We start from the raw sequence: 15378 nt of genomic DNA, 5'->3' as shown, positions 1-15378 counted from the left end.
TATAAATGGAAAGAAAAAGATTTGAAAAAAAAACTGCAATCGTCACAGGGGCAGGCAAAGGAATTGGTTATGAAATTGCGAAAAGTTTATTACTTGAAGGAGCAACCGTCATATTAAATGATTTAGATTATGAATTAAGTGAAAAATCTGCCGCTGCTCTATCTGAATTTGGAACCTGTCTAGCATTCGCAGGAGATGTAAGTGATCCTGATTTCAATAGGGAAATTGTTGATTTTGCTGTAGCAAGAACAAAAACATTAGATATTGTATTGGCAAATGCGGGAATAACTTTGTTTGGAAGCTTTTTAGAATATCAACCTAAGGATTTATACCAAGTTTTACAAGTAAATATTGGAGGAGCATTTTTTCTTGCTCAATCTGCTGGTAAATATTTTATATCCAATAATAAAAAAGGTTCAATTTTATTTACCTCATCAGTAACTGGCCATCAGGCACATAAAGATCTTGCTGCTTATGGTATGACGAAAGCTGCGGTGGAGTTATTGGCAAAACATCTTGTTCTTGAGTTGTCACCTTATGGAATTAATGTGAATGCTATTGCTCCTGGTGCAACATTAACTGAAAGAACATTGGAGGATCCCGAATACGTAAAAACATGGGCAAACCTAACTCCAATTGGAACTGCAGCTTATCCCACAGATATTGCAAAAGTTGCTTTATTTCTAGTTAGTGAGGATGCTCGTCATATTACTGGACAAACAATAGTGGTTGATGGTGGATGGACATCCGTGAGCCCTTCACCTTTTTAAAAAAAAAATTTAGGGTTAAAATTTTGATTATGGAAAACAGAAAGTTAAGGATGGGAATGATTGGTGGAGGACAAGGTTCATTTATTGGTGCTGTACACCGTTCAGCAGCATTATTAGATGGCAAAATTGAACTAGTATGTGGAGCATTTAGTTCAAGACCAGATGTTGCTATTCAATCTGGAAAGGAATTGGCTCTATCAAGTGATAGAGTGTACACGTCTTTTCAGGAAATGATTGAAAAAGAAAAGGAATTGTCTGAAGATATTCGCATGGATTTCGTTTCAATTGTTACTCCGAATAATGTACATTTTGAACCTGCAGTTCTAGCTTTAAGAAATGGATTTCATGTGGTTATTGATAAACCAGTAACCTTCACTCTTGCAGAAGCCGAAGAATTGGCCAAAGTAGTGGAAGAAACTGGATTGATGCTTTGCCTTACTCATACTTATGTAGGATATCCTATGGTAAAACAAGCAAAAGACCTAGTGGACCAGAAAGCAATCGGCAAGATTAGAAAGGTTATGGTTGAATATCCACAAGGATGGTTAAGTAAAGGAATTGAAAATACCGGAAGTGTACAAGCTGCATGGAGAACTGATCCAGAAAGAAGTGGTAAAAGTGGATGTATGGCCGATATTGGAACACATGCGGCTCATTTGGCTGAACACATATCTGGTTTAAAAATAACCCATCTCTGTGCTAATCTTAATATTTATGGGGAAGGAAGGCTATTAGATGATGATGGTGATGTTCTATTAAAATTTGAAGAGGGCGCTACTGGAGTTCTCAGTGCATCTCAAGTCGCAACAGGTGAAGAGAATGCTTTAAAAATTAGGATCTATGGTGAAAAAGCAGGATTAGAATGGAGACAGGAGGAACCTAATACCTTATTAGTTAAATGGGTAGATCAACCCATCCAGATTTACAGGGTAGGGGGAAATCAAGGTTATCCATTATCAAAATTTACTGCTGCATTTACTAGGACTCCAACTGGACACCCTGAAGGTTATCTGGAAGCATTTGCCAATATATATCAATCTTTTGCTGCTAGACTCTTAAATAAAATTTCAGGAAATAATGATGATGTGAATTTTCCAGAGTATCCAACCATTGAAGAAGGAATACGTGGAATGAAATTTATTGACCGAGTATTGGTATCTAATGATTCCCAAGAAAAATGGACCTCATTTTAATAATATTTAGAAAAAAAATATTTTCCTACTCACTGAAAATATACCTTGATTTCAATAATTCTTACATAGAAATTGAATCCATTAATTAATAATTTTTTCTAAAAATTGTATTGTTAATAATTTATATAATTTATAGAATTTATAGAATTTAAATTCTATAAATTATTAACAATCAGTTTGTTGTAATCTTTAATTTTACCGTTTTCATTGACTTGATTGATTAGTTTACTTATCTTTATCAACTAAACTAATCGATTATGCTAAGTAGAAAGGAATGTCAAATTGCATTGAAAAAATGGCAATCTTCTAAAAGAAATGTGAATGAAGTATTACGGTTAATTCCGGCTAATTATGTAGTCAAGATCTCTCCAAAAGATATCAAATGGTTGAAGGAGCATAATAAGGTTAATCGTTTTCATGCTTATATGGGCGTACATGAAAATAAAGCTATTATGATGTTTTTCCCATTAGACTCCTCAGGAAAAGAAATAAGATTGAAAGAACATCCATATTCTACTTTAGAAAGATTGGATTCTGAGATTAAGTTTGTTGAACAAGAAGTCAAAACCCTGACAAAAATTGCAGTTCTATCAGCTGATATTCAAGTTATCTCTAGAGTTGTCAAAGAAACTGTTCCTTTATTTCAACATAATATTGATTGTCAAGATACAATTCTCGTTGAAATTGAAGATTGGAGAAATGATTCTCCGGATTGGTTTTACAAACAAATTCATGAACATCAAGGAGAAACTATTTTTAATGTATTTAATATTCCAATAGAAGATCTTTCCGATGGAAGTACAGAAGTAATTGGGCTATTTGCATTTAAATACTCCAAAATTTATACGGAAGTTATTCCAACAATTATTTTTGTTCAAGATGAAAGTTGTCTTCTAGAAAATAATAAAGTGCATTCGATACAGACTAATTTATACAATTGGTCACAACCTTGCCCGCCATTTTGCAGGCCAAAGGATGATTATATTTTACTTCAAGATTAATTATGTTATTTTTTTACCTGACTATTGGACTTTCCAATGTCTTGTTATTAATTGCCAGCATCTGGAATATTAAAAATCATTTTCAATTTTCTAATGCAGCTCAGAATCTAAGATATTTCTTAATATTTCTACTAGCAATTGAATTGATTTCAAAATTATTGATCTATGTATTCTGGGCGCAGAAAACTGAGTTTCTGTTCAATATATTTGTTGCTGGAGAATTGTTATTATTAACTAACTTTACAAATAGTGTTTTATCTAAAAAAAGCAGACTTTCAGTGCTTTACATCGGTTTGTTTCTGTTTTTGATTGCTGCTTCTTTTATCCATAGTTATATACAGCCTGTATCTTGGATAAAATGGATAAAACCCATTTCTAATATTATTATTGTTTTTGAATTAGGAAGATGTTTATTGTATGCATTGAAGTCTGGATTTCAAAACCATGATCGCGGACTTTTCAATGTCTTATTTGCCCTATTACTCTATTACTTTGTTTCTACAATTTTATTTCTGATTTTAAATCAGCTATCCACATTGAAATTAGAGTATGCGGCTTATCTGTGGTCAATAAACAATTTATTGTCTTTTAGCCTATATGCAGTATGTCTCTATTATTTTTATACTATTCCAAAATCTACCTTGAAATTTATGAAATCATAATTTTATTGGTATTAGCTTTTCTTTTTATTGTATTCGTTATCATTCTTTATAATCAATATTATAAAAAAATTCAGGAAGAAAATAATTTGAGGCACCAGCAAGAATTGCAATTCCAAACGGAATCTAAAGCATTAGCTGTGAAAACTCAGGAAGAAGAAAGGAAGAGAATTGCAAGGACTCTACATGATGAAATTGGCAATAAACTTCAATTACTTAAATTAAACCTTGTTTCGCATCAGAAACATATTGAACAATATCAGTTTAATATTCTCATAGAAAAGGTTGAACAACTAATAGATTCGTCCAGAGAAATTTCTCATAGCATGTATCCAGTAAACCTAGAATATTTTGGACTCATTTTAACTTTAGATGAAATGAAACAAAACTTAGTAGGCTATGAATACAATCTCTATGACCTTTCAAAATATTTGGAACGTCCTATATCCTTTGAAGTTCAAATCTATCGAATTATTTTAGAATTTGTTAGTAATACCCTCAAACATGCGAAGGCGAATAGAATCGATATCTTAGTTCGGGAGGGAGACAAAACTTTAAGTTTTCTGTTAAAAGACAATGGGATAGGGTTCGAAATGAAAAAGAGTAATGGAATGGGACTTTCAAATATAAAAGCAAGAATCGAACTTCTAGATGGTCACTCGAAAATTAATTCCTCGGTGGGTAAAGGAACAAGACTAACAATGGTATTTCCAAAAAATGTTGCGGCATGAGTGAATTGAAAATAGCGTTAATGGATGATGAATCATTATTCATTGAAGGATTAAGCTTATTAATTCATAAGATACCAAATTGTAGGGTTGTATATAAAAATACAAATCCATCAACGCTGATTTCTGATTTTTCTGAAATGGGAGACAATCAAATTCCAGATATTCTCTTATTAGATATCCAAATGGAACCTATCTCAGGCTTAGTACTTGTTGAACAGCTTCTTCCAAAATTTCCAAATATTAAGATCCTTATCCTATCATCACATTATAAATCAAATATGATAGGTCATATGCTCAAACTGGGAGTTTCTGGATTCCTGCCCAAAATAATAGATTTAGATACTCTTAAAGTTGCATTGGAGACAGTCTATAAAACAGGTGTATATGTCACTGCATCCGATTATCAGCTTTTACATCAATATTTGAATAATCCTAACAAAAAAGTTTCTTTCGATTTGAAAGATCAATTAACTGATCGTGAAATTGAAGTAATTAGACTAATTTGCCAAGAATTCACAAATAAGGAAATAGCAGACCAGTTATTTTTAAGTAAACGTACTGTCGAAAGTCATAGAATTAGAATTCTAGAAAAATTAGCACTTAAAAATACAGTAGGTTTAGTTATTTATGCGCTAGCAAATGAAATTTTTGTCCCACAAAAACATCTCTAAATTATTTTTTTATCACCTATTCCGTATAAATACTTAATCGAAAAATACAGTTTTTTCACTCTATTTTGAATAGGGAGTCCTTATTAACTTTGATATATCAAATACAACGAGTATTTAATTATTAATCTAATATTGATTCCGAGATGTCACATGTAATTAAAAATAAATTTATGAAGAGCTTCGAAGAGAAGCAAAATTCAATCGGTTATGATGTAAACATGTGTAATTATATTAATTCAATTATTGCCTATAATTATCTTTACAATTATCACTTAGAGGAGATGAATTCTGAATCTTCAATACTAAGTATCGATTCTGCCCAAAAATGGGAGGGAATGGTTGGAAAATTAGAAAATAATATAAAAAATGCCTTTCAAAAATTGGTTATAGATAACAGTAAATTTGTTGATCAGGCAATGCAAATTCTAGAGAAAACTATTACAAATGGTTCTCGCATTGCTACCTCTGGAGCATCCAGCAACAAAGAAAATTTTGGTACCAAACCATTATTCCAAGCTTAGGATTTGTGTAGCTAATAAAAATATCCTGAGTAATTTTAGATTAAGTATTTTCAAATTTGGTTCTTAACTGGGGAGTTAAGAACCTTCTTTTTTTAAAGATCCGCAATTCTTTTTCCTTCCAAACTTGAGAATCTACTGTTCTTTGGTTCTCCTATCTGTTGCTTTTTATAGATGCTATTGTTTCCAGAAAGCAAATATGAAACGACACAAGCGATTGCAACATAAACTCCACATTCAGCCCCAAACAATTCTATCGCCATGAGTGAACAGGCTATCGGAGTATTTGTTGCTCCAGCGAATACAGCTACAAAACCCATTCCTGCCAATAATCCAATTGGTAAGGGGAGGAATAAGGCTAATGCATTGCCTAATGTTGCCCCAATAAAAAATAAAGGTGTTACTTCACCTCCTTTAAATCCTGCCGAAAGTGTTACGATAGTGAATATCATTTTTACTGCAAAATCATAAAAGGGCAACTGTTCATCAAAAGAATCCACAATTACTGGAATACCTAAACCAATGTATTTACTTGTACCTATGAAAAAAACTGCAAACGCAACTAATATTCCTCCTACAAAAGGTCGGAGAGGAGGGTAGCTAATTTTTGACTTAAATAAATCTCCCGTTTTGTGCATTAATTTACTAAAAGTCGCAGCGCATATCCCAAAAATGGCACCTGCAAGAATTGCATATAGAATATTGGGTACTGAAATGTCAGGAATGATTTCAATATGATAGTGTGTGTGCTCGGCTTGCCAAAGCTTGGTTACTAAATCAGCAAAAATTGCGGTTATAAATGCAGGAAATATAGCGTTATATCTTAGTCTTCCTAAAAGAAAGAATTCCATCCCAAAAATTGCCCCAGCCAGAGGTGTGCCGAAAACCGACCCAAATCCTCCAGCAACAGCTGCAATTAATAATATCTTTCTATCTGAGGTAGATAGTTTGAAAGGCTTTGTAAATTGATCCGCAATTGCAGCCGCCATTTGTAAAGCAGTGCCTTCACGGCCAGCAGAACCGCCAAAGAAGTGAGTCACAATGGTTCCCAAATAAACAAAAGGAGCCATCTTAAATGGTATGATTTCTTTAGGTTGATGGATGTTATCAATTAACAGATTATTTCCTGCCTCAACTGATTTCCCATAATAATGATAAAGTAATCCTATTAATAATCCAGCAAAAGGCAAAATCCAGATAAGCCAAAGATGGCTCTCCCTAAAGTTTGTTGCCCAATCCAATGTTATCAAAAATCCTGCTGATGCACTACCTATGCATGATCCTGTAACTAAACTAATCAAAGTCCATTTTAGGATATAGATAAAACCAGGATACTGACGGAAAAATAACTGTATGGATAATTTAGATTTATTAAAAGCTGATCGTTGCACCTTTGATGACATAATATACCTGATAAAATTATAAAAATTTATTTAATCAGGCGTCATCAGCTTTTTTAAGCGGTTGGGTAAGGAAGAACACCATTTCCTTTTTCGTATTTATCTAAAATAAGAATAAATATGTAATTTTTAGAAATATATCAATGTATATTTTTATTCTATAAATAATAATCTAAAAACCCTACTTTTAAACTTTATTTTTAGAATAAAAGAAAAAAATAATAATAATCTAAACCTATAAAAACTAAAATGTTATACATGATTACATCGATGAACAATCGGCTTAGGATTTTCATGATATTGATTTTCATCAGTATCCTTTCCAGCTCATTTGCGTCAGCAAAAACAATTTATTTTCAATTGAAAGTTTATCACTTTCAAACTGTTGAACAGGAACAGGTAATTGATCGTTATCTTGAAAAAACCTATTTACCTGCTATGCACAAATTAGGATTTAAGGAGCTTGCAGTGTTTAAACCAATAGATAATATTGACAAAGCAGATAAAATAATTTATGTATTTAGTTCCTCCCCAAAACTCGAAAAATTCGCAAGCCTTGATGAACTAATTTTAAAAGATAATCAATATTTACAGTCAGGAAAAGAATATTTGGATGCATCATACAATAATGCGCCATTTTCAAGAGTTGAAACAATAATAATGAAGGCTTTCAAAGGCATGCCATTTGTTTCTGTACCAAAGCTAAAAGCAAATAAAAGTGAACGAGTTTATGAGCTCAGAAGTTATGAAGGTCCGACCGAAAAATTATCTGCCAATAAAATATCCATGTTTAATAATGGCGAAATTGAAATCTTTGAAAAATTAAATTTTAATGCTGTTTTTTATGGACAAGTTATTTCCGGAAGTACAATGCCTAATCTAATGTACCTGACTACTTTTGAGAATATGACAGACCGTGAAGCGCATTGGAAAGCTTTTGGACCACTTTATAAACCAATGGCAGAAATGCCCCAATACCAAAATAATGTGTCTAAAAATGTAACTATTCTTTGTAGACCAACAGAATACTCTGATATATAATAATTTTGAGGTTTTAATACAGCAACCATTTAATTGCTGTATTAAAACCTTTCTTCTGTTAGTTCCATATTTACCATTGCTCCTGCAAAATTACCCGCAGCTACAGCATTAGCTACTGAACGCATAGGACTACTACAATCTCCGATGGCATAAATGCCTGGAATATTAGTCTTTTGAAAAGCATCAATCTTAATGTACCCTTGCTCATTTAATTCGCATCCAAGTTCTACGGGAATATTACAGTGCTGCTCAAAAGGAACTGATGAATAAATCGCATCAAAACTTACCTTTTTATCACCCTCAAGAATTACGTTTTTAATTTGGCCATGTTTGTGCTCAAATGCTATAACTTGGTCTTCAATGATGGATATTTGATGCTTTCCTAACTTTTCAAGTTGTTCAACAGTAAATATGGAAACTCCAGAGGTCAAAATACTTAGTTTATCAGTGAGATTGTTAACCAATTGTGTCAAATGAAATGCGCGTTCATTATTAATAAATATTCCAGTTTTTTTATTTCTATGTTCATATCCGTGACAGTAGGGACAATGAATCACTGACTTTCCCCAACATTCAGAAAATCCCCTAATATCTGGCATTATATCACGAATTCCAGTCGCAAATATTAGTTTGTTGGAAGTGAATTTGTCCCCTTGTTGAGTCGTGATTTCAAATCCTTTTCCCAAGATTTTGCCTTTCTCTGCTATACCTTCATAAAATTCGATCGACTGATATCTTGAAACTTGTTGTTTTGCCTTTTTAGCAATTTCAGATGGTTTCTCGCCATCCTGAGTTATAAAGTTTTGGGAATGGGGAGTTTGTCTGTTGCAGGGCAATCCACTATCAATAATCAAAACCTGTTTTAAAGACCTACCTAATGACATACCGGCAGATAAACCAGCATAACTTCCACCTACTATTATGACGTCAAACTCTTTATTATTGCTCATAATCATTATTTCATTATTCAATGTTAATTCATTGATAACTCAAAGGTAAAAAAAAATACACAATTGCAACTTAATTGCAATTGTGTATTTTTTTCACCTTTAGTATAAAATAATCTTAAAAATACTTTAGCATGTTTTTAGGATTCAGGACTTATTATGTCAGGTAATTTTTGAGTGCTAATGGCAATTCGGTTCCAACCATTTATCGTAACAACAGCCATTATTACTTGAGCTATATAATGGTCATCAAAATATTTTTTAGCAGTTTCATAACTTGCATCAGATAATCCATGTTGGTTAATTAGAGTAACCTCTTCTGTAATTGCTAATATAGATCGCTCTTCTTCCGTATAACTTTCTGTTTCTCTCCATGCATCTAACAAAACAATTCTTGTAATCGTTTCTCCATCCTTCAATGCATCCTGAGTATGCATATTTATACAAAATGCACATCCGTTGATCTGAGACGCCCTTATTTTAATAAGATGAAGATGTGTTTTTGACAAGCCGCAATTTTGTAAGTAACTTTCCAAAACCAGCATTCCTCTATAACCTTTTGGTTCTAACTCCTGAATATCGATTCTTTTATTCATCTTTTTTATTTTTCCAAACATCTGAATAAGTATTTTGTTCTTCAAAATTTCTACTTAAAAGTTTTAGAATTATAAGAATTTATTCCTGTTTGTAATTTGTATATGGTTCGTAGATATTATTTACAATAATGTATATAGATTGTTTAAATTTTTATAAAGGTTCTGAATTTTAATTTCAGAAATTTAATTATTGAAAATTAAGGTATTAAAAGAAATGTAAGATTATGAGTGATAAAAAGATTACTGAACTGGATGTAAGAAAATTATTTGATAATGTGAAGTTCCCTCCAATAATAAATGAAATTTATAATGGAAAAATATCAGATCCGATTTTTAGAGAGGAATTAGCATATGACTATAATAAGCCAGATTCTATATTCAATTTGGGTGCTGAAGAACAATTCACGTATCAGACAGAAAGATTCAGGCCTATTTTGGAAATTAGAAATTCAGAAATTATTGCCTATGACTTGAAGACATATGGATTTATCAAGTATTTCCTAGAAGAAGGAATTTCAGATCCAACCATTTTTACTTGGGATGGAGTTTTTTTAGAAGAACTTACTTTCTGGTTTGAAAATGATATAAGTGAGGAACATATTGATCATCTTTCAGATTTACTTCAGCTGAAATACAGTAGAATAATTATTCAAAAATTGGAAGAAGCAGAAAACAATAATGAAATATCGACTTTTGAAGAAAAGAAGGAATGGTTATTAATGAAATATAAACAATTTGATCTCATCGTAAGATAAGTCATTTAATAATTAACTGATTATCAATTTGTATTACTAAAAGTCGTTTTATATTTTTATAAAACGACTTTTGTTTTTTCAAATATTTACCAATTTATAATACAGTTTTTTAGTGGATGTAAATTTACCTTGGAAACCGCTAACCTAATATAAAAACCTATGTTGAATAAAAATCTTTATGTACGGTATTTCTCTATAAACCTCTTATTGATCCTATTTATATCTTGCTCAAAAGATAAATTGCCTGATCTATCTTCTGAAAATGAACTGACTAACTTTATTATTAAGAAAGAAAAGCAGCCACATTTGTGGTTTGATATGACTTCGGAAATTATCGGTGATACAATTTTTGTAAGGACTTTAAAAGGAACTGATGTCAGTGCGCTAGTCCCAGAATTTGAACATAAAGGAGTAAAAATAACAGTCAATAACCTTGAACAGATCAGCGGTACTAGTAAACAAGATTTTTCGAAAATAGTCAAGTATGATGTTGTTGCCGAAAATGGAAATAACAAGACTTATATTGTTAAGGTAATCGATACAGGCTTGCCGGCAATCTATTTAACAACTGATGGGAAACCTATTGATAGTAAAGATGTGTATGTGGAAGGTAATATTACAATTACTCGTGGTTTCGAAGGAACTGTTATCTATGAGGGAAAAACAGAGGTTAAGGGTAGGGGAAATTCTACTTGGTGGATGCCTAAAAAACCATACCGAATTAAATTGGATAAGAAAGCTGAACTATTGGGAATGCCTGCTGACAAAAGTTGGGCCTTGATGGCAAATTATGGCGATCAATCTTTATTAAGAAATGATGTCGCCTTTGAAGTTAGCAGAAGATTAGGACTAGAATATACTCCACGTCAACATTATGTAGAGTTCTTTTTAAATGGTGAATATATGGGTAATTACACCTTGACTGAACATGTTAAAGAAGGCGAAAATAGAATCCCAATAGATGAAGACAATGGCGGTTTTATTATTGAAGAAGATGGATATGCCTATTCTGAACCTGTAAACTTTACGACTAACAAAGGAATGCCCATTACTGTTAAATTTCCCGATGAGGATGATATTACTGATGAACAATTCAATTATATCAAAGACTATATCACTTCTTTTGAGAACAGTTTGTTTAATTCCAATAACGATCCATCATTGGACTATCAAAAATATTTTGACCTTAAGAGTTTCGTGAATTATTATCTTATCAATGAAATATGTGGTAATCCGGATATGTTATGGAGTATGAGAATGTATAAAAAGAGCAATATTGATCCTAAAATTTATGTAGGTCCAGTATGGGATTTTGACCTTGCATTCAATAATGACAAAAGACTTCAGGATGCACAGAATAAACTGATGCTATTTCATGCCCATGAACCAAGAGCATGGACGAATAAATTCTTGGAAGACCCAGAATTCAAAAAATTAGTTCGCAGAAGATGGAAAGAAGTAAAAAGCAATTTAACATCTCTACCTGAATATATAGACCAAAGAAATAAACTTATTTCTTTTAGCCAGCCTTATAATTTTATTAAATGGGAAATCTTAGGGATTAACATCAACCAAAGCTGGTATATAGGCGTTTCTCACCAAGATTATGTTGATTTTATTAAGAATTTTATTACTGCCCGTCTAACTTGGCTTGATACTCAATTTTCAGACCCACAATTTGATTGATAGTGGATAGACAATAGATTAATAGACATAAGACATTAGATTGATATGTCTCCTGTCTATCCTCAGCTTTACAATTCAGCGGATTGTTTCCAAATATTTAGACCTCCGTCTTTTGCAAATTTGTCTATTTCGTCTAATTCTTCTTTTGTGAAATTTAAATTGTTTACAGCTCCTGCGCAATCAATAACTTGTTGCGGTCTGCTTGCGCCAATTAAAGCAGATGTAACTTTTCCCTCTCGTAAAACCCATGCAATTGCCATCTGAGCTAAGGTCTGATTTCTGCTTTCAGCAATATGATTTAATGCTTTGATATTATTAATGTTATCCTCTGAAAGAAAATCACTGCTTAATGATTTCCCTTGATTTACTCGACTATTTTTTGGTGTCTCTCCCAAATATTTATTTGTCAACATCCCTTGAGCAAGTGGTGAAAACACGATCGATCCCAATCCAAGATCTTCCAATGTGTTCAGTAGACCATCAGATTCTACCCAACGGTTCAACATAGAATAACTTGGCTGATGAATGATAAAAGGCGTGCCTAATGATTTTAAAATGTCATAAGCTTCCTGTGTTCGTTGTGAATTATATGATGAAATTCCTACATATAGCGCTTTCCCTGATTTTACTAGCTGATCTAAAGCCATCATGGTTTCTTCCAAAGGTGTGTTGGGGTCAAACCTATGGGAATAGAATATATCAACATAATCAACTCCCATTCTCTTTAAAGATTGATCACAACTCGCAATTACATATTTTCTACTTCCCCATTCCCCATAAGGGCCCGGCCACATCAAATATCCTGCTTTCGATGAAATAATTAATTCATCCCTTAAACCTGAAAATTCTTCCTTAAGAATTCGTCCAAATGCTGACTCAGCACTCCCAGGAGGAGGTCCATAGTTGTTTGCTAAATCAAAATGATTGATCCCCAAGTCAAATGCTGTTGTACAAATATCAACCTTAGTGCTATGTGGGGTATCATCACCGAAGTTATGCCATAATCCTAAAGATATCGCAGGTAGTTTCAATCCGCTCGTTCCACAGCGATTGTAAATCATGTGATCGTATCGATCACTCTTCGCAGTCCATTCCATTATTTTAGTTTAGCTTGTTCTTTCAAAATTAATATCTTCAACAGAATCTTTAAAAAATTGTTTAACAAAATAGAAACCGATAAAGATCATATCCTTATTTAAAAATACGAATTAAGTTATTTGCATTTGAAAAATTCAAAGGCAATTATGAAGAGTTGTTTTATTTATTTACCCAAATTAATACTGACATTTTTATTTTAAACCATTTATTCAGATTTTTATGTAAAAGCAAATTTAAATGGCTAAAATCAATCACATATTATTTTACTTTCCTTTTGTAATCCTTTGTCTATTACAAAATTCATGTAATCAAAGCTCTAAGCAAGTTGAAAACAATACAAAGGATTCAACTAATATTCAGATTGATACTCTCCAAAGCATTTTAAGGCCAGGTATAAAACTCAAAATCAATACGGTGTTGATCGATACTGTGAGATATATTGGATTTGAGGATACTGCGGACGAGCCTATATTATTTGTTGAAAATCTAAATTCAAAAGATACAGTAGGGATTATTTATAAAACCGAAAATCCTGATTATGTAAGAGGAGACATTATAGAAATTCAATGGAGAATGGATAGTATCCGTTATGCAGGGGATCCTGAATTCTTAAATTTTACTGAATTTTTAACGAGGTCGAAGATGGTTAAACCACTTCAACTGACTAATAAAAATATTAAATTCCTTTGGCGCGAGAATAGATACAACAAAGAGATTGATACTGAAGTTAATTCCATCATTCTTAACGAAGAGTACATTAAAACAATTACAGAACCTGAAAAGGCAGCTGTCGCATTTGTCTCAACTTTTGTTGGAAATGAATGTTCTTGGGATGGTCAAGCAAATGAAAATCGTTCAAATCTCAAGTGTAAAATTCCTTGGGCCTTGAATTTAGGATATCAATGCTCTTCAAAACAAATGGAATTATTGAAGTATTGGTTTCGAAACAATCCACAAATATTAAAAGAATTGGAAAATTGCCCTACTACTCCCGATGGAGCGACCATTCAAGATACATTTGATGAAATTAATATAGAGGTAAAGGATAATTTGATTATCATTTTCTTTAAAGCAAGCGGAATTAATTTAAGAGAATCCAAAGGCTGGGAATGGTCCGAAAAACATACTTATGAATTCAAGAAGAATGAACTTATCCTTTTGAAAAAAGATGTTTCTCCTATTATCCAAAAAAAGATTGAAGTTGGGGGAAGTTAATTTATGTCCATATTGGATTATTGGTTTTTAATTTAATAAATATTAATAATTATGAAATTACTATTAATGCTTTTAAGCTTGTGTTATGGAACATTGCTATTGGGCCAAGAAATTAAGCCAACTCAATCAAATATTGAAATTTTTGATAGGGATGGGAAAAAGAAATTTCCATTAATTGAAATTAATGGAGTTACTTATGAAAACATTGAAAAATTTAGGTTGGATCCTAATTCAATAGATTCCTTGGATGTAATTAAAGATTTTAATAAATCAAATTTTTCCGGAATTATTAAAATTAAATTGAAGAACAATAAAAAAGTTGAATTAAGAACCCTACCTGATATTAGAAAATTGAATGGAGATGAAACAAACTCTCCAATTATTTATATTGTTGATAATAACTTAGTAACCATTAATCCCAATCATTTTTTAATTGATAAAGAATTTATTTTGAGCATAAGCAAAGGAAAGCTAAGAGTCGAAGGATTGGAACAAGAACTTAGTACCTTAACTGTATTGACCAAAACAGCAGAGAATATTAAAGAAAAAAATAAGATAATGATCAGATAACCTGTACTTATTAACCTTTTCTCAAAATTTTATCCATTGCTTTTCCTTTGGCTAATTCATCAATCATCTTATCTAAGTATCTTAACTTTTGCATCAAAGGATCTTCAATATCTTCCACACGGTACCCGCAAATTACACCAGTAATTAATTTTGCATTCGGATTAAAGTTTGGAGCATTATAATAAAAGTCTTCAAAGTTTGTTTTATCCTCCAAAACCCTTTTCAAATCCTTTTCATTATAACCTGTTAACCAAAAAATAATCTCATCAACCTCTTCCTTCGTACGACCTTTTTTCTCAGCTTTTGTGATATAATGCGGATAAACTCCCGCAAAAGACATTTTATAAACCCTGGTGTTTGCTGATGCTTTCATAATTAAAACGTTCGATTGTTGAAGATAAATTTAATATTATTTGAGGGTTAATTCAAAATAAAACATCATTATTAGCCTACCATTGTCAACCCAGTAAAAACGTCTACAGATAATAGAGGGGAACTGTTACACACAATCCCCCTTCAATTTTTAT

Annotated in this window: 17 protein-coding genes and 1 riboswitch; of the genes, 12 read left to right on the top strand and 5 right to left on the bottom strand. The window is 32.0% G+C overall.

The genetic code is table 11. From position 1 onward, the window contains the following. Positions 1-5 precede the first annotated feature (5 nt). The 7 genes from E0Y80_RS08985 to E0Y80_RS08955 all read left to right on the top strand — a co-directional run bounded on the left by E0Y80_RS08985 (position 6) and on the right by E0Y80_RS08955 (position 5546). The gene (locus tag E0Y80_RS08985) at positions 6-770 is read left to right on the top strand and encodes an SDR family NAD(P)-dependent oxidoreductase (RefSeq protein WP_156307329.1); all 765 of its coding nucleotides are present in this window, start codon (positions 6-8) and stop codon (positions 768-770) included. 29 nt (positions 771-799) lie between these two features. Continuing rightward, a complete protein-coding gene (locus tag E0Y80_RS08980) occupies positions 800-1963 on the top strand; it encodes a Gfo/Idh/MocA family protein (protein ID WP_156307328.1) in 1164 nt (387 codons plus the stop codon). Between the two features lie 257 nt (positions 1964-2220). Next, the gene (locus E0Y80_RS08975) at positions 2221-2964 is read left to right on the top strand and encodes a hypothetical protein (protein ID WP_156307327.1); all 744 of its coding nucleotides are present in this window, start codon (positions 2221-2223) and stop codon (positions 2962-2964) included. A gap of 2 nt (positions 2965-2966) precedes the next feature. Next, positions 2967-3626 (top strand): hypothetical protein, encoded by a 660-nt coding sequence (locus E0Y80_RS08970; RefSeq protein WP_156307326.1) that lies wholly within the window; start codon positions 2967-2969, stop codon positions 3624-3626. Between the two features lie 137 nt (positions 3627-3763). Further along, positions 3764-4354: a sensor histidine kinase gene (locus E0Y80_RS08965; RefSeq protein WP_197091528.1), complete on the top strand. Its 591-nt coding sequence runs from the start codon at positions 3764-3766 to the stop codon at positions 4352-4354. Next, positions 4351-5025: a response regulator transcription factor gene (locus E0Y80_RS08960; RefSeq protein WP_156307324.1), complete on the top strand. Its 675-nt coding sequence runs from the start codon at positions 4351-4353 to the stop codon at positions 5023-5025. The genes E0Y80_RS08965 and E0Y80_RS08960 overlap by 4 nt, the downstream gene beginning before the upstream one ends. Positions 5026-5195: 170 nt before the next feature. Beyond that, entirely contained in the window at positions 5196-5546 is a 351-nt protein-coding gene (locus E0Y80_RS08955) for a hypothetical protein (RefSeq protein WP_156307323.1), read from the top strand. A 92-nt stretch (positions 5547-5638) separates the two neighbouring features. Here E0Y80_RS08955 and E0Y80_RS08950 read toward each other — a convergent pair whose 3' ends face one another. Continuing rightward, positions 5639-6946: a voltage-gated chloride channel family protein gene (locus tag E0Y80_RS08950; RefSeq protein WP_156307322.1), complete on the bottom strand. Its 1308-nt coding sequence runs from the start codon at positions 6944-6946 to the stop codon at positions 5639-5641. Positions 6947-6974: 28 nt separating this feature from the next. Next, positions 6975-7041, bottom strand: a riboswitch (Fluoride riboswitch). Between the two features lie 340 nt (positions 7042-7381). On the opposite strand from E0Y80_RS08950, the gene E0Y80_RS08945 reads away from it, so the two are divergent. Continuing rightward, positions 7382-7984, top strand: a complete 603-nt coding sequence (locus tag E0Y80_RS08945; protein WP_197091527.1) for an NIPSNAP family protein — start codon at positions 7382-7384, stop codon at positions 7982-7984. 41 nt (positions 7985-8025) lie between these two features. Here E0Y80_RS08945 and E0Y80_RS08940 read toward each other — a convergent pair whose 3' ends face one another. Next, positions 8026-8934, bottom strand: a complete 909-nt coding sequence (locus E0Y80_RS08940; RefSeq protein WP_156307321.1) for an NAD(P)/FAD-dependent oxidoreductase — start codon at positions 8932-8934, stop codon at positions 8026-8028. A gap of 137 nt (positions 8935-9071) precedes the next feature. Then, positions 9072-9548, bottom strand: a complete 477-nt coding sequence (locus E0Y80_RS08935; protein ID WP_449448577.1) for a carboxymuconolactone decarboxylase family protein — start codon at positions 9546-9548, stop codon at positions 9072-9074. A gap of 203 nt (positions 9549-9751) precedes the next feature. On the opposite strand from E0Y80_RS08935, the gene E0Y80_RS08930 reads away from it, so the two are divergent. Together E0Y80_RS08930 and E0Y80_RS08925 are read left to right on the top strand one after the other, a co-directional pair. Next, positions 9752-10282 (top strand): hypothetical protein, encoded by a 531-nt coding sequence (locus E0Y80_RS08930; protein ID WP_156307319.1) that lies wholly within the window; start codon positions 9752-9754, stop codon positions 10280-10282. A gap of 159 nt (positions 10283-10441) precedes the next feature. Next, positions 10442-11968, top strand: a complete 1527-nt coding sequence (locus tag E0Y80_RS08925; protein ID WP_156307318.1) for a CotH kinase family protein — start codon at positions 10442-10444, stop codon at positions 11966-11968. A gap of 68 nt (positions 11969-12036) precedes the next feature. On the opposite strand, the gene mgrA is transcribed toward E0Y80_RS08925, so the two are convergent. Continuing rightward, complete coding sequence (mgrA, locus tag E0Y80_RS08920; protein ID WP_156307317.1) at positions 12037-13065, bottom strand: L-glyceraldehyde 3-phosphate reductase; 1029 nt, start codon at positions 13063-13065, stop codon at positions 12037-12039. Between the two features lie 238 nt (positions 13066-13303). Here mgrA and E0Y80_RS08915 point away from each other — a divergent pair, with 238 nt between their 5' ends. Together E0Y80_RS08915 and E0Y80_RS08910 are read left to right on the top strand one after the other, a co-directional pair. Then, the gene (locus E0Y80_RS08915) at positions 13304-14281 is read left to right on the top strand and encodes a hypothetical protein (RefSeq protein WP_156307316.1); all 978 of its coding nucleotides are present in this window, start codon (positions 13304-13306) and stop codon (positions 14279-14281) included. A gap of 51 nt (positions 14282-14332) precedes the next feature. Next, positions 14333-14851 (top strand): hypothetical protein, encoded by a 519-nt coding sequence (locus E0Y80_RS08910; protein ID WP_156307315.1) that lies wholly within the window; start codon positions 14333-14335, stop codon positions 14849-14851. 10 nt (positions 14852-14861) lie between these two features. Here the strand turns inward: E0Y80_RS08910 and E0Y80_RS08905 are convergent, their stop codons facing one another. Further along, positions 14862-15224, bottom strand: coding sequence for a DUF2200 domain-containing protein (locus tag E0Y80_RS08905; protein ID WP_156307314.1), 363 nt, complete (start codon positions 15222-15224; stop codon positions 14862-14864). Positions 15225-15378 lie beyond the last annotated feature (154 nt).

This window comes from Sphingobacterium endophyticum, assembly GCF_009733535.1.
Taxonomy (GTDB): domain Bacteria; phylum Bacteroidota; class Bacteroidia; order Sphingobacteriales; family Sphingobacteriaceae; genus Sphingobacterium; species Sphingobacterium endophyticum.
This window is presented reverse-complemented; position numbering and strand designations above follow the sequence as displayed.